Below are 22,905 nucleotides of genomic sequence, written 5' to 3'. Positions count from 1 at the left end.
CCGTCATGCACATCCGCACCGACTTCCCGTACGAGACCCGCCACGAGGACGTCCGCATCCCCATGCCGGACGGCACCCTGCTCTACGCCCGGGTGTGGCGCCCGGTCACCGACGAGCCCGTGCCCGCCCTCCTGGAGTACCTGCCCTACCGGCTCACCGACTGGACCGCCCCCCGCGACTGGCAGCGCCACCCCTGGTACGCGGGCCACGGCTACGCCTCCGTACGCGTCGACGTGCGCGGCCACGGCAACAGCGAGGGGCTGCCCGGCGACGAGTACGACGCCCTGGAGCTCGCCGACGGCGTCGCCGTCGTGCACTGGCTCGCCGAGCAGCCCTGGTGCACCGGCAAGGTCGGCATGTTCGGCATCTCCTGGGGCGGCTTCAACTCGCTCCAGATCGCCGCCCTCGCCCCCGAACCGCTCAAGGCGATCGTCACCGTCTGCTCCACCGACGACCGCTACGACAACGACGTGCACTACATGGGCGGCTCCGTGCTCGCCGTGGACATGCACGCCTGGGCGGCCACCATGCTCGCCTTCGTCTGCCGCCCGCCCGACCCCCTGTACGCGGGCGAGGAGTGGCGGGCGCTGTGGCTGAAGCGGCTCGCGGCCGTCGAGCCCTTCATCCACACCTGGCTCGCCCACCAGACCCGCGACGCCTACTGGAGACACGGCAGCGTCTGCGAGGACTACTCCGCCATCGGCGCGGCCGTCCTCGCCGTCGGCGGCTGGCACGACCCGTACCGCGACACGGTCCTCCGGCTCGTCGAGCACCTCCCCCAGGACCGGGTGCGCGGCATCATCGGGCCCTGGTCCCACCAGTACCCGGACCGGGGGCTGCCGCCCGGCCCGGCGATCGGCTTCCTCCAGGAGACCCTGCGCTGGTGGGACCACCACCTCAAGGGCGCCGACAACGACGTCATGGCCGAGCCGCTGCTGCGCTCCTGGATCAGCGACTCGCACCCGCCGGCCACCGTGTACGAGGAGCTGCCCGGCCGCTGGGTCGCCGACCCCGCCTGGCCCTCCCCGCACGTCACCCCCGTCACGTACGCCTTCGGGGGCGCCCCCGTCCCGGTCGTCTCGCCCCAGCAGACCGGCCTCGACGCGGGCCGCTTCTTCCCCTTCGGCAACGACGGCGACCTGCCGCCCGACCAGCGCGCCGAGGACGCCTACTCGGCCTGCTTCGACCTCCCCGTGCCCGCTGACGGCGCCCCCATCGAGATCCTGGGCAGACCCGCCGTCTCCCTCCACCTGATGTCGGCCGCGCCCACCGGGCAGGTCGCCGCCCGGCTCTGCGACGTCGCCCCCGACGGTTCCTCCACCCTCGTCACCCGGGGCGTCCTGAACCTCTCCGCCCGCTACGGCCGCGACCGGGCCGTGGAGGCCCAGGTGGGCGAATGGGAGAGCGTCGGCTTCGAGCTCAACGGGATCGGCCACACCTTCCCGCCCGGCCACCGGGTCCGGCTGGCCGTCTCCTCCGCGTACTGGCCCTGGATCTGGCCCCAGCCCGACGCGGCCGGCTTCACCCTGGACCCGGCCGGCTCCTCGCTCACCCTGCCGGTACGGGCCCCCACCGAGGACGCCGTCGAGTTCGGCGAGCCCGAGCAGTCCGCGCCGCTCGGCGTCAGCTACCCGGCCACCCTGGAGGAGCCCCGGCCGGAGCGGCTGGTCGTGCGGGACGTCGCCAAGGGCGAGTGGCGGCTGGAGGTGGACCCGCGCTACGGCGGCACCCGGGTCTACCCGGACGGCCTGGAGTTCACCGAGGACGCCCTGGAGACGTACACGATCGACGAGGCGGACCCGCTGAGCGCCCGGACCCGCTCCGACTGGTCGATCCGGCTGCACCGGCCGGAGCTCGCCTGGGACGTGACGATCGACACCCGCTCCGAGATCCGCTGCGACGCCGACTCCTTCCTGACCTCGAACGAGGTGATCTGCAAGGAGGGCGGCGAGGTGGTGTTCCACCGCACGTGGGAGCGGGCCATCCCGCGCACGGCGGGCTGAGGCCCGTACGGGACCGGCCCCCCACCCGCGTACGTGCGCGGAGGAGGGGCCGGCGGTGGGGCCTGTGCGACCGGGACGGCTACGCGTCCGCGCCCGCCTTGCGACGACGCGCCACGACCATCGCGCCCGCGCCGAGGACGACAGCGGCGGCGCCCGCGAGGCCGATCGGCAGGGTGGACTCGCTGGAGCCGGTCTTGGCGAGCGTGCCGCCGGTCCCGGACCCGTTGGTCACGGGCGTCTTGGACGAGCCGCCCTGCTCGGAGGTGTTCCCGTTGCCACCGGTGGTGCCCTTGTCGGACTCCTTGCCGGGGGCGGGCTTGTCGGCCTTGAGGATGTCGAGCGGGATCATCGCGGTGCCACCGGCCCACGTGCTGCCGCAGGAGCCGTCCTCGTTGTAGTAGCCGACGTCGCCGTCGAGCGAGGCCTCACCGGCGGCGGCCTCGGCGTCGACGGTCACCTTCAGCTTGAAGTCGTAGGACTTGCCCGGCTTGACCGACGCCACGGCGGATATCTCCGTGAACTCGTCGACCGGCGTCCACTTCGGGCTGTCCACCGAGGACCAGGCCAGGTGGAGGTACTGGTCCTGTCCGTCGATCAGGCTGTAGAGCGCGGCGCCCGCCTCGACCTCCTCGAACGTGACCGTCTTGCTCTTGTTGATCACGGTCAGGGTGTAGACGGCGCTGGTACCGGCCCTCACCTTCGCGGGACCGACGAGCCCGGCGGCGACGTTCTTGTCGCCCTCGCACTCCGGCAGTTCCTCCTCCTCCAGCGCCTCCTTCAGCGCGGCCTTGACCGCGTCCAGCGCCTTGAGGGCGGCGGCCTTGGCCTTGTCGGCCTCGTTGATCCGCTTGAGGAGGTCGACGCGGGCGTCGTCGAACGCCTTGCGCGCGGCGGACTGGGCCGCGGCCTTGGTCTCGGCCGTGGTCTTCGCCTCGTCGGCGAGCTTCCGCGCGTCCTCCACGGCCTTCTCGGCCAGGGCCTTGTCGGCGTCCGAGGTGCCCTCGGGCAGCTCGGCCAGGGCCTTCTCGGCCTTCTTCAGCGCCTCGTCGGCGGCCGTCTTGGCCTCGGCGGCGAGCTCGGCCGCCTTCTTCGCGTTGTCGAGGGCGACGGCGAGCGGGTTGCCCGGCTTCTCGAAGTCGACCATGGCGCGCTGGGCGTCCGCGGCGGCCACGACCGTCTTGTCGTACTCGGCCTGCGCCTTGGCGACCGCCAGGCGCAGGCCCTCGATCTTGGCGCTGTCGGCGTGGGGCGCGGCGCCCTTGTCCTGCTTGGTGTCCTGCGTGGTGCCCGGCTTGGTGTCCGGCTTGGTGTCCGCGAACGCGGGGGCGGCGGACAGGAGCACGACCGGGGTGGTGACCGCGGCGGCCACGGCGGTCGCGAGAATGCGACGGAGCTTCAAAATGGTCCTTCTCCAGGTCGGACTGGGATGGGGAACGCGTGTGTGGGGGCCGCGCGCGCGGATACCTCACGCGGCGCGACGACCTCATGATCGTATGGCCGGAACCCGACCTGGAGTAGACCAGTTTCCGCGCCCGCCTCCCCAGAGCGAACGCACAGTGAACACACAGCGAGAGCAAAAGACTTAAACCAGGACAGTTGCCCACGGAGGCCGCACTTTCCGTGTGACTCATGTCATCCGCGCCTCGGCGCCCGCCCCGTAACGTGTCCCCCACACACCTGGAAAGCGAGGCAAGCACCGATGCCCGAGCAGAGCCCGCTCGACCTGGCCGAGGGCGATCCCTTCGGCCCGCACAACCTCCCGTACGGCGTCTTCAGCACCGCCGACGAGCCCGGCAGGCGGCGGCTCGGCGTCCGGATCGGCGGCCACGTACTCGACGCGGGCGCCGCGGCCCACGCGCTCGGCTCCCCGTACGCCGCGCTGCTCGCCCAGCCGAGCCTGAACCCGCTGCTCGCCGCCGGCCGCACCGCCTGGCGCGACGTGCGCCGCGCGCTCACCGGCTGGCTGACCGTGCCCGCGCACCGCCCGGTCGTCGAGCCGCTGCTGCACCCGCTGGACGCGGTCACCCTGCACCTGCCGTACGAGGTCGCGGACTACGTCGACTTCTACGCGAGCGAGCACCACGCCACCAACGTCGGCCACATCTTCCGCCCCGACGGCGACGCGCTCACCCCGAACTGGAAGCACCTGCCGATCGGCTACCACGGCCGCGCCGGCACCGTCGTCGTCTCCGGCACCGACGTGATCCGGCCGGCGGGCCAGCGCAAGGCACCCACCGACCCGGCGCCGGTCTTCGGGCCCTCCGTGAAGCTCGACATCGAGGCGGAGGTCGGCTTCCTCGTCGGCACCCCCTCCACCCTCGGCACCCCGGTCGCGCTCGGCGACTTCCGCGAGCACGTCTTCGGCCTGACCCTGCTCAACGACTGGTCGGCCCGCGACATCCAGGCCTGGGAGTACGTGCCGCTCGGCCCGTTCCTCGGCAAGTCCTTCCAGACCTCCGTCTCCGCCTGGGTCACCCCTCTGGAGGCCCTGGACACGGCCCGGGTCGCGCCCCCCGCGCGCGACTTCGGCCTGCTGCCGTACCTGGACGACGCCGCCGAGGAGGAGCCCGGCGGCTTCGACCTGCGGATCAGCGTCGCCATCAACGGCGAGGTGGTCTCGGAGCCGCCGTTCTCCACCATGTACTGGACCGCCGCCCAGCAGCTGGCCCACATGACGGTGAACGGCGCCTCCCTGCGCACCGGCGACCTCTACGGCTCCGGCACGGTCTCCGGACCCGAGGTCGGCCAGCGCGGCTCGCTCCTCGAACTCACCTGGAACGGCCGCGACGCCCTCGAACTGCCCGACGGCAAGCGCACGTTCCTGGAGGACGGCGACGAGGTCACGCTGACCGCCTGGGCCCCCGGCCCGGACGGCACCCGGGTCGCGCTCGGCGAGGTCACGGGCCGGATCGCGCCGAACGCGGGCTGAGACCCGGCGGCCCCGGGGCCCGGCTCAGGGGCCCCGGGGCCGCCGGCCCAGCCGCCCCGGGCCCCCGGCTCAGGCCGCCCGCCACAGGGCGGGCACCGCCGGCGGCTCCCAGCCGGGCTGGGCCGTGTGCGCCTGGAGGCACACATAGCCCCGGCCGCCGTAGGTGACCGCGTCCCCCGCCCGGTAGGCCCGGCCCACCGTCCAGGTGCCGCCCGGTGTGGTGGGGGTCGGGGTCGGCGTGGGCGTCGGGTTCGGTGTCTGCGGCACGTCCAGCACGAAGTCGAACGCCGCCTCCTTCGCCCCGCCCGCGTCCCGTACGGTCATCAGCAGCCGCGCGTCGAAGATCGAGTCCGTGTTGTTGCGCGGCTCCCCCGGGAAGTACAGCTGCGTGGTCAGGATCGGCCGGCCGGGGGCCTGCACCTTGACGTGGAGGTGCCGGGTGCGGCCCGGGTAGAGCCCCGGCACGATCGTGGTGAGCTTGAAGGAGCCATCCGCGCCGGTGAACTGGTGCCCCCGGAAGCGGAATCCCGTGTTGTCGTACGCGCCGTTGGTGTCGGCCTGCCAGAAGTCGAGCAGCGCGCCGGAGATCGGCAGACAGGCCCGCCCGAAGACATAGCCGCTGACGGTGAGCCGCACCCCGACCGTTCCCGACTCCAACAGGCTCGATCGCAGCGGGGAGTTGGGCTTGAAGTACGGTCCCTCGATCTGCTCGACGGTCGGGTGGTCGCCGTCGTCGCACTCCGGCGTGAGCGCGGGCGCGACCGGCCCGTCGCCGAGGGTACGGGCGAGCGCGGGAACGCCCACGAACGCCGTCGGCACCGCCATGCCGGCCGCGATCGCCGCGCGCAGCACCGCCTTGCGGGTGACGTGCCCGGTACTGGTCTCGCTGTCCATGCCTGCTCCTCGTGTGGGGGGCGGAACGATCGAGCAGAAACCTAGGCGGCTTACCGGTCCGCTTCGATGGACGCAGCCCGGTGGTCGTGGTGCTTTCGGAAGTCCCCCGGGCTGGTGCCGACCTCGCGGCGGAAGAAGCGGCAGAAGTACGCCGGATCGTCGAAGCCGGTCCGGGCGGCGACCTGGCGGACCGACAGCCCGGTGCGGGCCAGCAGCCGCTGCGCCTCCTGCACCCGGGCCTCGCGGAGCAGCGCGGCCGGGGTACGGCCGGTGGCGGCCCGGACCGCCTCGGCGAGGTAGCCGGGGCTGACCCCGATCCGCTCCGCGCACTCCCGTACGGAGCGGGGCGCGTCGGCGCCGGTCCGGGCGGCCAGCCGGGCGAACTCCTCGGCGACGGCCGCGTGCCGTCCGGGCGGCGGGCGGTGGCGGCCGGGCGCGCGGGCGCCGAGCCGGGCCGTGCGGACCAGGAACACGTGCAGCAGCGAGCGGAGCACCGTGGCGAAGCCGGTGTCCACCCGCCCGTACTCCTCGGTGAGTTCGGCGAGCAGCCGGGTGGTGCGGGCGTGTTCGGCCGGATCGAGGCGGAGCCAGGGGTGTTCGCCGAGGCGGCGCAGCAGTTCCCGGTCGTCGGGGTGGTCGAGCAGGAAGTCGGGGGTGAACAGGACGACGGTGCCGTCGAGGCCCCGGGCGTCCTCCCAGTGGTGGACCTGGCCGGGCAGGATCAGGCCCAGGTGGGGCGGGCGCAGCTCCCAGCGGGCCAGGTCCACGACGTGGGTGCCGGTGCCCCGGGTGACGTGGACGAACTCGTAGAAGGTGTGGCGGTGCGGGAAGGCGGCCCGGGACATCGGGCCGATGCTGTCGAAGCTGCCGACGGCGAAGGGGACGCCGTCGGGGAGCCGGACCTCCAGGCGGTGCAGGGGTAAGGCTCCGGGCTCGGGCGACGCGGTGGTCCCGCGCATGGCGCTGCCTCCCTCAACTGGTCGAGACCAATCCGGTCCCTCACGATGGCACAGCGCCCCCGATGGGTCACCCCACGTGCGCCCGCCCGCCGCCCGGGCGACGCTGCTGTCATCCCCCCGCGCACACCCGAGGAGCGCAGCATGACCACTGGATCCCGCCGGAACCGCCCGCTCATAGCCGGGGCCGGTCTCCTGGCCCTCGTCCCGTCCCTGCTGGCCGCGGGCCCGGCCCGGGCGGACGACGCCTCCGTGTCGCGCGACCTGGCGACGGCGTACGAGGTGACGGCGCGGTACGCCTACGAGCCGCTGGCGGTGAAGGACGGCTTCGCGCGCACCGGCACCTGTGTGGCGGACCCCGGCATGGGCGGCATGGGCGGGGCGGGCGGCATGGGCTACCACTACGTCAATCCGGCCAACGTCGGCTCGACCGACCCCCGGCGCCCCGCCGTGGTGATCTACGCGACGGGCGAGGACGGCAAGCGGCACCTGGTCGCCGTCGAGTGGGTGGTCCCGGCCACCGGGCAGCCCGCGCCGCGCATGTTCGGCCGGGACTTCGACGGCCCGTTCTCCAACGCGGTCCTGGGCAGGGTCTACGACCGGCACGTCTGGCTGTACAAGGACAACCCGGCCGGTCTCTTCGCCCGCTACAACCCGGACGTGACCTGCCCCTGAGCCGCGTCCCCGCGCACGCGGAGGGGCCCGGCCGCCCCTCGGCGACCGGGCCCCTCCGCGTCGTACGACGGCGGCGCTCCGCGCTAGCGCACGAACACGCCCGCCTGGTTGGCCAGGTCCAGGAAGTACTGCGGCGCGAAGCCGAGCACCAGCGTGACCACGACACCGGCGGTGATCGCCACCGAGGTGAGCCCCGAGGGCACGGCGACCGTGGGGCCGTCCGCCTTCGGCTCGCTGAAGAACATCAGCACGATCACCCGGATGTAGAAGAACGCGGCGATCGCCGAGGAGATCACGCCGACCACGACCAGCGCGCCCGCGCCGCCCTCCGCCGCCGCCTTGAAGACGGCGAACTTGCCGGAGAAGCCGGAGGTCAGCGGGATGCCGGCGAAGGCGAGCAGGAAGACCGCGAAGACCGCGGCGACCAGCGGCGAACGGCGCCCGAGCCCGGCCCACTTGGAGAGGTGGGTGGCCTCGCCGCCCGCGTCCCGCACCAGGGTGACCACGGCGAAGGCGCCGATCGTCACGAAGGAGTAGGCGCCCAGGTAGAACAGCACCGAGGAGACGCCGCTGGGCGTGGCCGCGATGACACCGGCCAGGATGAACCCGGCGTGGGCGATCGAGGAGTAGGCGAGGAGCCGCTTGACGTCGGTCTGGGTGATGGCGACGATCGCGCCGCCCAGCATGGTGACGATGGCGACGCCCCACATGACGGGCCGCCAGTCCCAGGTGAGGCCCGGCAGCACCACGTACAGCAGGCGCAGCATCGCGCCGAACGCGGCGACCTTCGTCGCGGCGGCCATGAAGCCGGTGACGGGGGTCGGGGCGCCCTGGTAGACGTCCGGGGTCCACATGTGGAACGGGACGGCGCCGACCTTGAACAGCAGCCCCATCAGCACCAGCGCGAAGCCGATGAGGAGCAGCACGTCGTTGCCCATGGTGTCGGCGAGCGCCGGGTCGATCCCGGGCACGTCGCCGTCGACGACGTCGGCGATCGCGGCGTACGAGACGGAGCCCGCGTAGCCGTAGAGCAGGGCGATGCCGAAGAGCAGGAACGCCGAGGAGAAGGCGCCGAGCAGGAAGTACTTGACGGCCGCCTCCTGCGAGAGGAGGCGCTTGCGGCGGGCGACCGCGCAGAGCAGGTAGAGCGGGAGGGAGAAGACCTCCAGCGCGATGAACAGGGTCAGCAGGTCGTTGGCCGCCGGGAAGACCAGCATGCCGGCGACCGCGAACAGGGCGAGCGGGAAGACCTCGGTGGTGGTGAAGCCGGCCTTGACGGCCGCCCGCTCCTGCTCGCTGCCGGGGACCGCGGCGGCCTCGGCGGCGAAGGAGTCGACCCGGTGGCCGTGGTCGGCCGGGTCGAGCCTGCGCTCGGCGAAGGTCAGCACCGCGACGACGGAGGCGAGCAGGATGGTGCCCTGGAGGAACAGCGCGGGGCCGTCGACGGCGATGGCGCCCATCGCCGCGAGGTGCGCCTTGGTGGTGCCGTAGCCCCCGGCGGCGAGGCCGACGACGGCCGCGAAGGCGGCGACGAGGGCCAGGACGCTGAGGAAGACCTGCGTGTAGTGGCGCCCCTTGCGCGGCACGAAGGCCTCGACGAGGACACTGAGGATCGCCGCGCCCACCACGATGAGGACGGGTGAGAGCTGGGTGTACTCGATGTGGGGTGCCGGGATCTTGTTGACCGGCTCGGCGGCCGTCGTCCACAGGGTGTGGACAGCGGGTGCGACGGCGAACGTGCTCACTTGGCCGCCTCCACTTCAGGCTGGGGGTCCTTCTGCTGGACATCGGACATGGTGTGCTGGACCGCCGGGTTGACGACGTCGGTCAGCGGCTTCGGGAAGACCCCGAGGAAGATCAGCACCGCGATCAGCGGCACGACCACGGCGAGCTCGCGCGGCCTGAGGTCCGGCAGCTCCCGCACCTCCTCCTTCACCGGGCCCGTCATCGTCCGCTGGTAGAGGACGAGGACGTACAGCGCGGCGAGGACGATGCCGGTGGTGGCGATGATCCCGGCCACCGGGTAGCGCGCGAAGGTGCCGACGAGGACCAGGAACTCGCTGACGAACGGCGCGAGTCCGGGCAGCGACAGGGTCGCCAGGCCGCCGATCAGGAAGGTCCCGGCGAGCACCGGGGCCACCTTCTGCACGCCGCCGTAGTCGGCGATGAGCCGCGAGCCGCGCCGGGAGATCAGGAATCCGGCGACCAGCATCAGCGCCGCCGTCGAGATCCCGTGGTTGACCATGTAGAGCGTGGCGCCCGACTGGCCCTGGCTGGTCATCGCGAAGATGCCCATGATGATGAAGCCGAAGTGCGAGATCGACGCGTAGGCCACCAGGCGCTTGATGTCCCGCTGGCCGACGGCGAGCAGCGCCCCGTAGACGATGCTCACCAGCGCCAGGGCGACGATCACCGGGGTGGCCCACTTCGACGCCTCCGGGAAGAGCCCGAGGCAGAAGCGGAGCATCGCGAAGGTGCCGACCTTGTCGACGACGGCGGTGATGAGGACGGCGACCGGAGCGGTCGCCTCGCCCATCGCGTTCGGCAGCCAGGTGTGCAGCGGCCACAGCGGGGCCTTCACCGCGAAGGCGAAGAAGAAGCCGAGGAACAGCCACCGCTCGGTGTTCGTCGCCATCTCCAGCGAGCCGTTGGCCCGCGCCTCGGCGATCTCCGTGAGGGAGAAGTTCCCGGCGACGACGTAGAGGCCGATGACGGCGGCCAGCATGATCAGGCCGCCGACCAGGTTGTAGAGGAGGAACTTGACCGCCGCGTACGAGCGCTGGGCCGCCGCGTTCTCGTCGGTGCCCGCGTGGGCGCGGTCGCCGAAGCCGCCGATGAGGAAGTACATCGGGATGAGCATGGCTTCGAACAGGATGTAGAAGAGGAAGACGTCGGTGGCCTCGAAGGAGAGGATCACCATCGCCTCGACCATGAGGATCAGGGCGAAGAAGCCCTGGGTGGGGCGCCAGCGCTTGGAGGACGACTCCAGGGGGTCGGCGTCGTTCCAGCCGGCGAGCACGATGAACGGGATGAGCAGCGCGGTGAGCGCGATGAGCGCCACCCCGATGCCGTCCACGCCGAGCTCGTAGCGGACGCCGAAGTCCTTGATCCAGGCGTGGGATTCGACGAGCTGGTAGCGCTCGCCGCCGGGCTCGAAGCGGGCGAAGACGACGCCGGCGAGGACCAGCGTGGCCAGCGAGACCAGCAGCGCCAGCCACTTGGCGGCGGTGCGGCGGGCGGCGGGGACGGCGGCGGTGAGGATCGCACCGACCGCCGGCACCGCGGCCGTCGCCGTAAGGAGCGGGAAGGACATCGGGATTACACCGCCCTCATCAGCAGGGTCGCGGCGATGAGCACCGCCGTACCTCCGAACATGGAGACCGCGTACGACCGGGCATAGCCGTTCTGCAGCTTGCGGAGCCGGCCGGACAGTCCGCCGACCGAGGCCGCGGTGCCGTTGACGACCCCGTCGACGAGGCTGTGGTCGACGTAGACCAGGGAGCGGGTGAGGTGGGTGCCGCCCCGGACGAAGACGACGTGGTTGAAGTCGTCCTGGAGGAGGTCGCGGCGGGCGGCCCGGGTGAGCAGCGAGCCGCGCGGGGCGACGGCCGGGACCGGCCGGCGCCCGTACTGGAGGTAGGCGAGGCCGACGCCGAGGACCATCACGGCGACGGTCGCCGCGGTGATCGCCCCGGCACTGATCGGCGGGTGCCCGTGCTCGAAGGAGGTGACGGGCTCCAGCCACTTCACGAAGCGGTCGCCGATGCCGAAGATCCCGCCGGCGAAGACGGAGCCGAAGGCGAGCAGGACCATCGGGATCGTCATGGACTTCGGCGACTCGTGCGGGTGCGGCAGCTCGCCCTTCTCGTCGGGCTGCCAGCGCTTCTCGCCGAAGAAGGTCATGAACATCACGCGGGTCATGTAGTACGCGGTGATGGCGGCGCCCAGCAGGGTGACCGCGCCGAGGATCCAGCCCTCGGTGCCGCCCTTGGCGAAGGCCGCCTCGATGATCTTGTCCTTGGAGAAGAAGCCGGACAGGCCGGGGAAGCCGATGATCGCGAGGTAGCCGAGGCCGAAGGTGACGAAGGTGACCGGCATGTACTTCCGCAGGCCGCCGTAGCGGCGCATGTCCACCTCGTCGTTCATGCCGTGCATGACCGAACCGGCGCCGAGGAAGAGCCCGGCCTTGAAGAAGCCGTGGGTCACCAGGTGCATGATCGCGAAGGCGTAGCCGATCGGGCCGAGGCCCGCCGCGAGGATCATGTAGCCGATCTGCGACATCGTCGAGCCGGCCAGCGCCTTCTTGATGTCGTCCTTGGCGCAACCGACGATCGCACCGAAGAGGAGCGTGACGGCGCCGACGACGGTGACGACGAGCTGGGCGTCCGGCGCCGCGTTGAAGATGTCGGCGGAGCGGACGATCAGGTAGACGCCGGCGGTGACCATGGTGGCGGCGTGGATGAGGGCGGAGACCGGGGTCGGGCCCTCCATCGCGTCGCCGAGCCAGGACTGCAGCGGCACCTGGGCGGACTTGCCGCAGGCCGCGAGGAGCAGCATCAGGCCGATCGCCGTCAGCTTGCCCTCGGAGGCCTCGCCGGTGGCCTCCAGGACCGGCCCGAAGGCGAAGGTCCCGAAGGTGGTGAACATCAGCATGATCGCGATCGACAGGCCCATGTCGCCGACCCGGTTGACCAGGAAGGCCTTCTTGGCGGCGGTGGCCGCGCTGGGCTTGTGCTGCCAGAAGCCGATCAGGAGGTACGAGGCGAGGCCGACGCCCTCCCAGCCGAAGTACAGCAGCAGGTAGTTGTCGGCGAGGACCAGCAGCAGCATCGCCGCGACGAACAGGTTGAGGTAGCCGAAGAAGCGGCGGCGCCGCTCGTCGTGCTCCATGTACCCGATCGAGTAGACGTGGATGAGCGTGCCGACCCCGGTGATCAGGAGCACGAAGGTCATCGAGAGCTGGTCGAGCTGGAACGCGATGTCCGCCTGGAAGCCCTCGACCGGGATCCAGGTGAACAGGCGCTGGTGCAGGGCCCGGTCGTCGGCGCTCTTGGAGAGCATGTCGGCGAACAGGGCGAGTCCGATGCCGAAGGAGACGGCGGCGAGCAGGGTGCCGAGCCAGTGCCCGGTCTTGTCGAGCCGCTTCCCGCCGCAGAGCAGGATCGCGGCGCCGAGCAGGGGCGCCGCGACGAGCAGCGCGATGAGGTTGTCCACGGTCAGCCCCTCACAGCTTCATCAGGCTGGCGTCGTCGACCGAGGCCGAGTGGCGGGCACGGAAGACGGACACGATGATCGCGAGTCCGACGACGACCTCCGCGGCGGCCACGACCATCGTGAAGAAGGCGATGATCTGGCCGTCGAGGTTTCCGTGCATACGGGAGAAGGTGACGAACGCGAGGTTGCAGGCGTTGAGCATCAGCTCCACGCACATGAAGAGCACGATCGCGTTGCGCCGGATGAGGACGCCCACCGCGCCGATGGTGAACAACAGCGCGGAGAGGTACAGGTAGTTGACCGGATTCACCGCGAAGCCTCCTCTGCGTCCCGGCCGAGCCGCTCCTCGGAGCGCTGTTCGAGGGCCTTGAGGTCGGCGATCGCCTCACCCGACACGTCCCGGATCTGGCCCCGCTTGCGCAGGGTCGAGATGACGGTGAGCTCGGCCGGGGTGCCGTCCGGCAGCAGGCCCGCGACGTCCACCGCGTTGTGCCGGGCGTAGACGCCGGGGGCGGGCAGCGGCGGGAGGTGCTTGCCCTCGCGCACCCGCTGCTCGGCCAGCTCGCGCTGGGTGCGGGCGCGTTCGGTGCGCTCGCGGTGGGTGAGGACCATGGCGCCGACGGCAGCGGTGATGAGCAGCGCGCCGGTGATCTCGAAGGCGAAGACGTACTTGGTGAAGATGAGGGCGGCGAGGCCCTCCACGTTCCCGCCGGAGGCGGTGTTCGCGGTGCCCAGCCCGTTGAACTCGGTGAGCGAGGCGTGGCCGATACCGGTGAGCAGCAGGACGCCGAAGCCGGCGCCGCACAGGGCGGCCCACCAGCGCTGCCCCTTGATGGTCTCCTTCAGGGAGTCCGCGGCCGTGACGCCGACCAGCATGACGACGAAGAGGAAGAGCATCATGATCGCGCCGGTGTAGACGACGATCTGCACGATGCCCAGGAAGTAGGCGCCGTTGGCGAGGTAGAAGACCGCCAGGACGATCATGGTGCCGGCGAGGCAGAGCGCGGAGTGGACGGCCTTGCGCATGAGGATCGTGCACAGCGCGCCGAGGACGGCGACCGTGCCGAGCACCCAGAACTGGACGGCCTCACCCGTGGACGTCGTGTAGGCGGCGAGGGTCGTGGCGCTCATGCGTCCGCCCCCTCCGGCTCGCCCTTCTCGCCCTTGGACTCCGCGACCTGGCGCACGGTGCCGGGCGCCGCCTCGGTGACCAGGCCCCGGTAGTAGTCCTGCTCGTCCATCCCGGGGAAGATCGCGTGCGGGGTGTCCACCATGGTGTCCTCAAGCCCCGCGAGGAGCTGCTCCTTGGTGTAGATCAGGTTCTCGCGGGAGGAGTCGGCCAGCTCGAAGTCGTTGGTCATCGTCAGCGCGCGGGTGGGGCACGCCTCGATGCACAGCCCGCACAGGATGCAGCGGGCGTAGTTGATCTGGTAGACGCGGCCGTAGCGCTCGCCTGGGGAGTAGCGCTCCTCCTCCGTGTTGTCCGCGCCCTCCACGTAGATGGCGTCGGCGGGGCAGGCCCAGGCGCACAGCTCGCAGCCGACGCACTTCTCCAGGCCGTCCGGGTGGCGGTTGAGCTGGTGCCGGCCGTGGAAGCGGGGCGCCGTCGTCTTCTGCTGCTCCGGGTACTGCTCGGTCAGCCGCTTCTTGAACATGGCCTTGAAGGTCACGCCGAAGCCGGCCACCGGATTCTGGAAATCAGACACCGTCCGTCTCCCTTCCGTCACTCTCTGTAGCAGTATCGGGGCCGCCACTGACAATGAGCTCCCTCTCGGCGCGAGGCCTGCGCCTCGGCACGGCCGGCAGCGTCTGTCCGGGCTTGGGCGGTACGGGGAAGCCGCCCGCCATCGGGTCGAACGGCGCGGCCTCCGCGGCCTCCTCGGCCGCCGCCTTGCCCTTCTTGTCGCGGAAGACGTCGAACACGAAGGACAGCAGCAGCACGCCGAGCACGGCCCCGGCCACGTACAGCACGATGGTCTGGAAGTCGTAGTTCTCGTTGCGCAGCGCCCGGACCGTGGCGACCAGCATCAGCCAGACCACGGAGACCGGCAGCAGCACCTTCCAGCCCAGCTTCATCAGCTGGTCGTAGCGGACGCGGGGCAGCGTGCCGCGCAGCCAGATGAAGAAGAAGAGCAGCAGCTGCACCTTGAGGACGAACCAGAGCATCGGCCACCAGCCGTGGTTGGCGCCCTCCCAGAAGCCGGAGATCGGCCACGGGGCGCGCCAGCCGCCCAGGAACAGGGTCACGGACACCGCCGAGACGGTCACCATGTTCACGTACTCGGCGAGCATGAAGAGCGCGAACTTGATGGACGAGTACTCGGTGTTGAAGCCGCCGACCAGGTCGCCCTCGGACTCCGGCATGTCGAAGGGGGCGCGGTTGGTCTCGCCCACCATGGTGACGATGTAGATGATGAAGGAGACCGGCAGCAGCAGGACGTACCAGCGGTCGGCCTGCGCCTCCACGATCGTCGAGGTCGACATCGAGCCGGAGTAGAGGAAGACCGAGGCGAACGCGGCGCCCATGGCGATCTCGTACGAGATCATCTGGGCCGCCGAGCGCAGCCCGCCGAGCAGCGGGTACGTGGAGCCCGAGGACCAGCCGGCGAGCACGATCCCGTAGATGCCGACCGAGGCGACCGCGAGGATGTACAGCATCGCGATCGGCAGGTCGGTCAGCTGCATCGTGGTGCGCTGACCGAAGATCGACACCTCGTTGCCGGCCGGGCCGAAGGGGATGACGGCGATGGCCATGAAGGCGGGGATGGCGGCGATCACCGGGGCGAGGACGTAGACGACCTTGTCGGCCCGCTTGACGATCAGGTCTTCCTTCAGCATCAGCTTCACGCCGTCGGCGAGCGACTGGAGCATCCCCCAGGGGCCGTGCCGGTTGGGGCCGATGCGCAGCTGCATCCAGGCGACGACCTTGCGCTCCCACACGATGGAGAAGAGCACCGTCACCATCAGGAACGCGAAGCAGAAGACCGCCTTGACGAGGACGAGCCACCAGGGGTCGCGTCCGAACATCGACAGGTCTTCGGCGGCGAGCAGCGTGTTCATGCCTCCACCTCCGTGAGGCCGGCGGGGCCGATGCGGACCAGGTCGCCGGGGCGGGCGCCGGTGCCGGCGAGGACGCCGCGCCCGGCCGAGTTGAGCGGCAGCCAGACCACCCGGTCGGGCATCTCGGTGACCTGGAGCGGGTAGCGGACCGCGCCGGCGGGCCCGGTCACCTCCAGGGCGTCGCCGTCCTTGACGCCGGTGGCGGCGGCGGTCCCGGCGGAGAGCCGGGCGACGGCGGCGTGCCGGGTGCCGGCCAGCGCCGTGTCGCCCTCCTGGAGCCGCCCGAGGTCGAGCAGCAGCCGGTGTCCGGCGAGGACGGCCTCGCCGTCGCCGGGCCGGGCGGCGGCCTGGCCGGGCTCGGCGGGCTCGGAGGCCCGCTCGCCGGTCCAGCCGCCGAGGCGGTCCAGCTCGCGGCGGGCCGCGCGCAGGTCGGGCAGGCCGAGGTGGGCGTCCATCGCGTCGGCCAGCATGTGCAGCACGCGGGCGTCGGCGGGCGGCAGCGTCCGGGTCATCTGCTCCGGCTTCAGCGCGGCCTCGAACAGGCGCGCGCGGCCTTCCCAGTTGAGGAAGGTGCCGGGCTTCTCGGCGACCGCGGCGACCGGCAGGACCACGTCGGCGCGCTCGGTGACCGCGCCGGGCCGCAGCTCCAGCGAGACCACGAAGGCCGCGTCGAGGGCCTGGCGGGCGCGCGCCGGGTCCGGCAGGTCGTCGACGTCGACGCCGCCGACGAGCAGGGCGCCGAGCTCGCCGGTGGCGGCGGCCTCGACGATCTGGCCGGTGTCGCGGCCGTAGCCGTGCGGGAGTTCGCGGACGCCCCAGACGGCGGCGACCTCCTCCCGCGCGCGCGGGTCGGTCGCGGGCCGCCCGCCGGGCAGCAGCGCCGGGATGGCGCCCGCCTCGACGGCGCCGCGCTCGCCGGCCCGGCGCGGGATCCACACCAGCGCCGCACCGGTGGCGGCGGCGGTCCGCAGGACGGCGGTGAGCGCCCCGGGCACGGCGGCGAGCCGCTCGCCGACGGCGATGACGGCGCCGTCCTGGCGCAGCGCCTCGGCGGCGACGGCCCCTTCGGCGGAGAGCCCGACCCGGGAGGTGAGGGCGTCGAGCCACTCGGTCTCGGTGCCGGGGGCGGCGGCGAGCAGGGTGCCGCCGGTCTTCTCCAGGCCCCGGGTGGCGAACGCGGCGACGGCGAAGGTCCGCTGGCCGTGCTTGCGCCAGGCCTTGCGCAGCCGCAGGAAGACGCCGGGGGCCTCCTCCTCGGACTCCAGGCCGACGAGGAGCACGGCGGGCGCGGCTTCGAGCGAGGTGTACGTGACGCCCGTGCCGTCCAGGTCGCGGCCCCGTCCGGCGACGGCGGAGGCCAGGAAGTCGGCCTCCTCGCCGGAGTGGACGCGGGCCCGGAAGTCGACGTCGTTGGTGTCGAGGGCGACCCGGGCGAACTTGGCGTACGCGTAGGCGTCCTCGACGGTCAGCCGGCCGCCGGCCAGGACGCCGGTGCGCCCGCGCACGAGTCCGCGCGCGGCGGCTTCGAGCGCCTCGGGCCAGGAGCTCTCCTCCAGGGCGCCGGTCTCGGGGTCGCGGACCAGGGGGACGGCGAGCCGGTCGCGCTGCTGCGCGTACCGGAAGCCGAACCGGCCCTTGTCGCAGATCCACTCCTCGTTGACCTCGGGGTCCTCGGCGGCGAGCCGCCGCATGACCTTGCCGCGCCGGTGGTCGGTGCGGGTCGCGCAGCCGCCCGCGCAGTGCTCGCAGACGCTCGGCGTGGAGACCAGGTCGAAGGGGCGGGAGCGGAAGCGGTAGGCGGCCGAGGTGAGCGCGCCGACCGGGCAGATCTGGATGGTGTTGCCGGAGAAGTACGACTCGAAGGGGTCGCCCTCGCCGGTGCCGACCTGCTGGAGGGCGCCGCGCTCGACGAGCTCGATCATCGGGTCGCCGGCGACCTGGTTGGAGAAGCGGGTGCAGCGGGCGCAGAGCACGCAGCGCTCGCGGTCGAGCAGCACCTGGGTGGAGATGCCGACCGGCTTCTCGTAGGTCCGCTTCTTCCCCTCGAAGCGGGACTCGGACTGCCCGTGGGACATGGCCTGGTTCTGGAGCGGGCACTCGCCGCCCTTGTCGCAGACCGGGCAGTCCAGCGGGTGGTTGATGAGCAGCAGCTCCATCACGCCGTGCTGGGCCTTCTCGGCGACCGGGGAGGTCAGCTGGGAGCGGACCACCATGCCGTCGGTGCAGGTGATGGTGCAGGACGCCATCGGCTTGCGCTGGCCCTCGACCTCGACGATGCACTGGCGGCAGGCGCCGGCCGGGTCGAGGAGCGGGTGGTCGCAGAAGCGGGGGATCTCGATGCCGAGCTGCTCGGCGGCGCGGATGACCAGGGTCCCCTTGGGGACGGAGATCTCGATGCCGTCGATGGTCAGCGTGACGAGGTCTTCCGGCGGCACGGCCGCGGCCCCGCCCCCTCCCGGGGCGGACGTGGTGACGGTCATGCGTTCACCTCCCGGTGCTTGTCCGCCCAGGCGGTGGACTTGGCGGGGTCGAAGGGGCAGCCCTTGCCCGTGATGTGCTGCTCGTACTCGTCGCGGAAGTACTTCAGGGACGAGAAGATCGGCGAGGCGGCGCCGTCGCCGAGGGCGCAGAACGACTTGCCGTTGATGTTGTCGGCGATGTCGTTGAGCTTGTCGAGGTCGCTCATGACGCCCTTGCCGGCCTCGATGTCGCGGAGCAGCTGGACCAGCCAGTAGGTGCCCTCGCGGCAGGGGGTGCACTTGCCGCAGGACTCGTGGGCGTAGAACTCGGTCCAGCGGGTGACGGCCCGGACCACGCAGGTGGTCTCGTCGAAGCACTGGAGCGCCTTGGTGCCGAGCATGGAGCCGGCGGCGCCGACGCCCTCGTAGTCGAGCGGCACGTCGAGGTGCTCGTCGGTGAACATCGGGGTGGAGGAGCCGCCGGGGGTCCAGAACTTGAGCCGGTGCCCGGGGCGCATCCCGCCGCTCATGTCGAGGAGCTGGCGCAGGGTGATGCCGAGGGGGGCCTCGTACTGGCCGGGCGAGGTGACGTGCCCGCTGAGCGAGTAGAGCGTGAAGCCGGGGGACTTCTCGGTCCCCATGGAGGTGAACCAGTCCTTGCCCCGCTGGAGGATCGCGGGAACCGAGGCGATGGACTCGACGTTGTTCACCACGGTGGGGCAGGCGTACAGACCGGCGACCGCGGGGAAGGGGGGACGCAGCCGGGGCTGGCCGCGGCGCCCTTCGAGCGAGTCGAGCAGCGCGGTCTCCTCGCCGCAGATGTACGCGCCGGCGCCGGCGTGCACGGTGATGTCGAGGTTCAGGCCGCTGCCGAGGATGTCCCGGCCCAGGTAGCCGGCCTCGTAGGCCTCGCGGACCGCCTCGTGCAGGCGGCGCAGGACGGGCACGACCTCGCCGCGCAGGTAGATGAACGCGTGCTCGGAGCGGATCGCGTAGCAGGCGATGATCATTCCCTCGATGAGGGAGTGCGGGTTGGCGAAGAGGAGCGGGATGTCCTTGCAGGTGCCCGGCTCGGACTCGTCGGCGTTGACGACGAGGTAGTGCGGCTTGCCGTCGCCCTGCGGGATGAACTGCCACTTCATCCCGGTGGGGAAGCCGGCGCCGCCCCGGCCGCGCAGGCCGGACTCCTTGACGTACGCGATGAGGTCGTCGGGTGTCATGGCGAGCGCCTTGCGCAGGCCCTCGTAGCCGTCGTGCCGCCGGTACGTGTCCAGGGTCCAGGACCCGGGCTCGTCCCAGAAGGCCGACAGGACGGGCGCCAGCAGCTTCTCGGGGCTGCTGTTGTTGATCTCGGCCGCCAAGGTCATCACTCCCCCTCCTCACGGGCCGACTCGCTCCGCGGGTGGCCGATCCGGCGCTGGGGGGTCTCCCCCTTGGCCAGGCGCAGTCCGACGAGCGAGGCGGGGCCCGCCCCGCCGGTGGCCTCGACGGCGCCCTCGCGCTCGTCGGGGAAGCCCGCGAGGATGCGGGCGGTCTCCTTGAAGGTGCACAGCGGCGCCCCGCGGGTGGGGGCGACGGGGCGGCCCTCGCGCAGGTCGTCCACGAGCCGCTTGGCGGACTCGGGCGTCTGGTTGTCGAAGAACTCCCAGTTGACCATCACGACGGGCGCGAAGTCGCAGGCCGCGTTGCACTCGATGTGTTCGAGGGTGACCTTGCCGTCGGCGGTGGTCTCGTCGTTGCCGACGCCGAGGTGCTCCTTGAGCTCCTCGAAGATGGCGTCGCCGCCCATGACCGCGCAGAGCGTGTTGGTGCAGACGCCCACCTGGTAGTCGCCGGACGGCTTGCGCCGGTACATCGTGTAGAAGGTGGCGACGGCGGTGACCTCGGCGGTGGTCAGGCCGAGGGTCTCGGCGCAGAACCGCATCCCGGTGCGGGTGACGTGCCCCTCCTCCGCCTGGACGAGGTGCAGCAGCGGCAGCAGCGCGGAGCGGGACCCCGGGTAGCGGTCGATGATCGCCTTGGCGTCCTCGTCCAGCCGGGCGCGGACCTCGGCGGGGTAGTCGGGCGCGGGCAGTTGGGGCATCCCGAGACTGGTGTGTCCGTCCGTCATCGGTCGACGCCTCCCATCACGGGGTCGATGGACGCGACGGCGACGATGACGTCGGCGACCTGGCCGCCTTCGCACATCGCGGCCATGGCCTGGAGGTTGGTGAAGGACGGGTCGCGGAAGTGGACCCGGTAGGGGCGGGTGCCGCCGTCGGAGACGACGTGCGCGCCGAGTTCGCCCTTGGGCGACTCGACGGCCGCGTAGGCCTGCCCGGCGGGGACCCGGAAGCCCTCGGTGACCAGCTTGAAGTGGTGGATCAGGGCCTCCATGGAGGTGCCCATGATCTTCTTGATGTGGTCGAGGGAGTTGCCGAGCCCGTCGGGGCCGAGGGCCAGCTGGGCGGGCCAGGCGATCTTCTTGTCGCCGACCATGACCGGGCCGGGGGCGAGCCGGTCGAGGCACTGCTCGACGATCCGCAGGGACTGGCGCATCTCTTCCAGGCGGACGAGGAAGCGCCCGTAGGAGTCGCAGCTGTCGGCGGTGGGGACCTCGAAGTCGTAGGTCTCGTAGCCGCAGTACGGGTCGGCCTTGCGCAGGTCGTGCGGGAGGCCCGCGGAGCGCAGGATCGGTCCGGTGGCGCCGAGCGCCATGCAGCCGGTGAGGTCGAGGTAGCCGACGTCCTGCATCCGGGCCTTGAAGATGGGGTTGCCGGTGGCGAGCTTGTCGTACTCCGGCAGGTTCTTCTTCATGGTCTTCACGAACTCGCGCACGGCGTCGACGGCGCCGGGCGGCAGGTCCTGGGCGAGGCCGCCGGGGCGGATGAACGCGTGGTTCATGCGCAGACCGGTGATCAGCTCGTACAGGTCCAGGATCATCTCGCGGTCCCGGAAGCCGTAGATCATGATCGTGGTGGCGCCGAGCTCCATGCCGCCGGTCGCGATGCAGACCAGGTGCGAGGAGAGCCGGTTGAGCTCCATGAGGAGCACCCGGACGACGCTGGCCCGGTCGGGCACGTCGTCGGTGATGCCCAGCAGCTTCTCCACGCCGAGGCAGTACGCCGTCTCGTTGTAGAACGAGGTGAGGTAGTCCATGCGCGTGACGAAGGTGGTGCCCTGCGTCCAGGTCCGGTATTCGAGGTTCTTCTCGATGCCGGTGTGGAGGTAGCCGATGCCGCAGCGGGCCTCGGTGACGGTCTCGCCGTCGATCTCCAGGATGAGCCGGAGCACGCCGTGGGTGGAGGGGTGCTGGGGGCCCATGTTGACGACGATGCGCTCGTCGTCGGCCTTGGCGGCGGACTGGACGACCTCGTCCCAGTCGCCGCCGGTGACCGTGTAGACGGTCCCTTCCGTGGTCTCCCGCGCGGAGGCGTTGGGGGTGTTCACGAGTACGACCTCCGCTGGTCCGGAGCCGGGATCTGGGCGCCCTTGTACTCGACGGCGATGCCGCCGAGGGGATAGTCCTTGCGCTGCGGGTGGCCCGGCCAGTCGTCCGGCATCATGATCCGGGTGAGGGCGGGGTGGCCGTCGAAGACGATGCCGAAGAAGTCGTACGTCTCGCGCTCGTGCCAGTCGTTGGTCGGGTAGACCGGGACCAGCGACGGGATGTGCGGGTCGCCCTCGGGGGCGGAGACCTCCAGGCGCAGCAGCCGGCCGTGGGTCAGCGAGCGCAGGTGGTAGACGGCGTGCAGCTCGCGGCCCTTGTCGCCCGGGTAGTGGACGCCGGAGACGCCGGTACACAGCTCGAAGCGCAGGGCGGGGTCGTCGCGCAGGGTGCGGGCGACCCGGACGAGGTGCTCGCGCTCCACGTGGAAGGTGAGCTCGTCCCGGTCGACGACCGTCTTCTCGATCGCGTTCTCCGGGACCAGGCCCTGCTCCTCCAGGGCGCCCTCCAGCTCGTCGGCGACCTCGTCGAACCAGCCGCCGTACGGGCGGGAGGCCGGTCCGGGCAGCCGCACCGAGCGGACCAGGCCGCCGTAGCCGGAGGTGTCGCCGCCGTTGTTCGCGCCGAACATGCCGCGCTGGAGGCGGACCTCCTCGCCGTGTTCGCCGCGCTGTCCCGGGAGGTTCTGCGCGTTGAGCTCCCTCTCCGGGTTCGGGGTGTCGTCGCTCACCGGAGCAGACCCTTCATCTCAATGGTGGGCAGCGCCTTGAGCGCCGCCTCCTCCGCCTCGCGGGCCGCCTCCTGGGCGTTCACGCCGAGCTTGGAGCCCTGGATCTTCTGGTGGAGCTTGAGGATCGCGTCCATCAGCATCTCCGGGCGCGGCGGGCAACCCGGCAAATAGATGTCAACCGGAACAATGTGGTCAACGCCCTGCACAATTGCGTAATTGTTGAACATTCCGCCCGAAGACGCGCAAACCCCCATGGAGATGACCCACTTGGGGTTCGGCATCTGGTCGTAGACCTGCCGCAGGACGGGCGCCATCTTCTGGCTGACGCGGCCGGCCACGATCATCAGGTCGGCCTGGCGCGGCGAGCCGCGGAAGACCTCCATGCCGAAGCGGGCCAGGTCGTAGCGGCCGGCGCCGGTCGTCATCATCTCGATGGCGCAGCAGGCGAGGCCGAAGGTCGCCGGGAAGACGGACGCCTTCCGGACCCAGCCCGCGGCCTGTTCGACGGTGGTCAGCAGAAAACCGCTGGGCAGCTTCTCTTCGAGTCCCATGGGTGCT

Annotated in this window: 19 protein-coding genes; 3 read left to right on the top strand and 16 right to left on the bottom strand. The window is 71.6% G+C overall.

The genetic code is table 11. The annotated features are described in order from the left end of the window. Positions 1-5: 5 nt before the first annotated feature. Entirely contained in the window at positions 6-2,003 is a 1,998-nt protein-coding gene (locus ACZ6J5_RS01755; RefSeq protein WP_469386610.1) for a CocE/NonD family hydrolase, read from the top strand. Positions 2,004-2,082: 79 nt separating this feature from the next. Here the strand turns inward: ACZ6J5_RS01755 and ACZ6J5_RS01750 are convergent, their stop codons facing one another. Continuing rightward, the gene (locus ACZ6J5_RS01750) at positions 2,083-3,402 is read right to left on the bottom strand and encodes an LPXTG cell wall anchor domain-containing protein (protein WP_469386608.1); all 1,320 of its coding nucleotides are present in this window, start codon (positions 3,400-3,402) and stop codon (positions 2,083-2,085) included. A gap of 300 nt (positions 3,403-3,702) precedes the next feature. On the opposite strand from ACZ6J5_RS01750, the gene fahA reads away from it, so the two are divergent. Then, the gene (gene fahA, locus ACZ6J5_RS01745) at positions 3,703-4,932 is read left to right on the top strand and encodes a fumarylacetoacetase (RefSeq protein ID WP_469386606.1); all 1,230 of its coding nucleotides are present in this window, start codon (positions 3,703-3,705) and stop codon (positions 4,930-4,932) included. Positions 4,933-5,001: 69 nt separating this feature from the next. Here fahA and ACZ6J5_RS01740 read toward each other — a convergent pair whose 3' ends face one another. Then, on the bottom strand, positions 5,002-5,826 hold the full coding sequence (locus tag ACZ6J5_RS01740) for a dioxygenase family protein (protein WP_469386605.1): 825 nt from the start codon (positions 5,824-5,826) through the stop codon (positions 5,002-5,004). A 50-nt stretch (positions 5,827-5,876) separates the two neighbouring features. Beyond that, positions 5,877-6,785, bottom strand: coding sequence for a helix-turn-helix transcriptional regulator (locus tag ACZ6J5_RS01735; RefSeq protein WP_469386603.1), 909 nt, complete (start codon positions 6,783-6,785; stop codon positions 5,877-5,879). Positions 6,786-6,926: 141 nt separating this feature from the next. On the opposite strand from ACZ6J5_RS01735, the gene ACZ6J5_RS01730 reads away from it, so the two are divergent. After that, entirely contained in the window at positions 6,927-7,457 is a 531-nt protein-coding gene (locus ACZ6J5_RS01730) for a hypothetical protein (protein WP_469386601.1), read from the top strand. A gap of 83 nt (positions 7,458-7,540) precedes the next feature. Here the strand turns inward: ACZ6J5_RS01730 and nuoN are convergent, their stop codons facing one another. Genes nuoN through ACZ6J5_RS01665 form a run of 13 tightly spaced genes read right to left on the bottom strand, consistent with a single transcriptional unit; the run spans position 7,541 to position 22,898 of the window. Further along, positions 7,541-9,202, bottom strand: coding sequence for an NADH-quinone oxidoreductase subunit NuoN (gene nuoN / locus ACZ6J5_RS01725; RefSeq protein ID WP_469386599.1), 1,662 nt, complete (start codon positions 9,200-9,202; stop codon positions 7,541-7,543). Continuing rightward, positions 9,199-10,770 carry an NADH-quinone oxidoreductase subunit M gene (locus tag ACZ6J5_RS01720; protein WP_469386597.1) on the bottom strand — a complete coding sequence of 524 codons (1,572 nt, stop codon included), beginning with the start codon at positions 10,768-10,770 and terminating at the stop codon, positions 9,199-9,201. Before ACZ6J5_RS01720 ends, nuoN begins: the two co-directional genes overlap by 4 nt. 5 nt (positions 10,771-10,775) lie before the next feature. After that, positions 10,776-12,671, bottom strand: a complete 1,896-nt coding sequence (gene nuoL / locus ACZ6J5_RS01715; protein ID WP_469386595.1) for an NADH-quinone oxidoreductase subunit L — start codon at positions 12,669-12,671, stop codon at positions 10,776-10,778. A gap of 10 nt (positions 12,672-12,681) precedes the next feature. Then, positions 12,682-12,981: an NADH-quinone oxidoreductase subunit NuoK gene (nuoK, locus tag ACZ6J5_RS01710; RefSeq protein WP_046908839.1), complete on the bottom strand. Its 300-nt coding sequence runs from the start codon at positions 12,979-12,981 to the stop codon at positions 12,682-12,684. Continuing rightward, positions 12,978-13,802, bottom strand: coding sequence for an NADH-quinone oxidoreductase subunit J (locus ACZ6J5_RS01705; protein ID WP_469386593.1), 825 nt, complete (start codon positions 13,800-13,802; stop codon positions 12,978-12,980). The genes nuoK and ACZ6J5_RS01705 overlap by 4 nt, the downstream gene beginning before the upstream one ends. After that, on the bottom strand, positions 13,799-14,377 hold the full coding sequence (gene nuoI / locus ACZ6J5_RS01700; RefSeq protein WP_469386591.1) for an NADH-quinone oxidoreductase subunit NuoI: 579 nt from the start codon (positions 14,375-14,377) through the stop codon (positions 13,799-13,801). Before nuoI ends, ACZ6J5_RS01705 begins: the two co-directional genes overlap by 4 nt. Next, positions 14,370-15,731 (bottom strand): NADH-quinone oxidoreductase subunit NuoH, encoded by a 1,362-nt coding sequence (gene nuoH, locus ACZ6J5_RS01695; protein WP_469386589.1) that lies wholly within the window; start codon positions 15,729-15,731, stop codon positions 14,370-14,372. Before nuoH ends, nuoI begins: the two co-directional genes overlap by 8 nt. Further along, positions 15,728-18,211 (bottom strand): NADH-quinone oxidoreductase subunit G, encoded by a 2,484-nt coding sequence (locus ACZ6J5_RS01690; RefSeq protein WP_469386587.1) that lies wholly within the window; start codon positions 18,209-18,211, stop codon positions 15,728-15,730. The genes nuoH and ACZ6J5_RS01690 overlap by 4 nt, the downstream gene beginning before the upstream one ends. Beyond that, the gene (gene nuoF / locus ACZ6J5_RS01685) at positions 18,208-19,557 is read right to left on the bottom strand and encodes an NADH-quinone oxidoreductase subunit NuoF (RefSeq protein ID WP_362468339.1); all 1,350 of its coding nucleotides are present in this window, start codon (positions 19,555-19,557) and stop codon (positions 18,208-18,210) included. The genes ACZ6J5_RS01690 and nuoF overlap by 4 nt, the downstream gene beginning before the upstream one ends. Beyond that, positions 19,557-20,300 carry an NADH-quinone oxidoreductase subunit NuoE gene (gene nuoE / locus ACZ6J5_RS01680; protein WP_469386584.1) on the bottom strand — a complete coding sequence of 248 codons (744 nt, stop codon included), beginning with the start codon at positions 20,298-20,300 and terminating at the stop codon, positions 19,557-19,559. The genes nuoF and nuoE overlap by 1 nt, the downstream gene beginning before the upstream one ends. Further along, positions 20,297-21,619 carry an NADH-quinone oxidoreductase subunit D gene (locus tag ACZ6J5_RS01675; protein WP_469386583.1) on the bottom strand — a complete coding sequence of 441 codons (1,323 nt, stop codon included), beginning with the start codon at positions 21,617-21,619 and terminating at the stop codon, positions 20,297-20,299. The genes nuoE and ACZ6J5_RS01675 overlap by 4 nt, the downstream gene beginning before the upstream one ends. Beyond that, complete coding sequence (locus tag ACZ6J5_RS01670) at positions 21,616-22,347, bottom strand: NADH-quinone oxidoreductase subunit C (protein WP_469386581.1); 732 nt, start codon at positions 22,345-22,347, stop codon at positions 21,616-21,618. Before ACZ6J5_RS01670 ends, ACZ6J5_RS01675 begins: the two co-directional genes overlap by 4 nt. After that, positions 22,344-22,898: a NuoB/complex I 20 kDa subunit family protein gene (locus ACZ6J5_RS01665; protein WP_046908830.1), complete on the bottom strand. Its 555-nt coding sequence runs from the start codon at positions 22,896-22,898 to the stop codon at positions 22,344-22,346. Before ACZ6J5_RS01665 ends, ACZ6J5_RS01670 begins: the two co-directional genes overlap by 4 nt. Positions 22,899-22,905 lie beyond the last annotated feature (7 nt).

This window comes from Streptomyces sp. NPDC042100 (assembly GCF_055582325.1).
The sequence above is the reverse complement of the archived record's forward strand: the minus strand, read 5'-3'. Positions and strand labels throughout refer to the sequence as shown.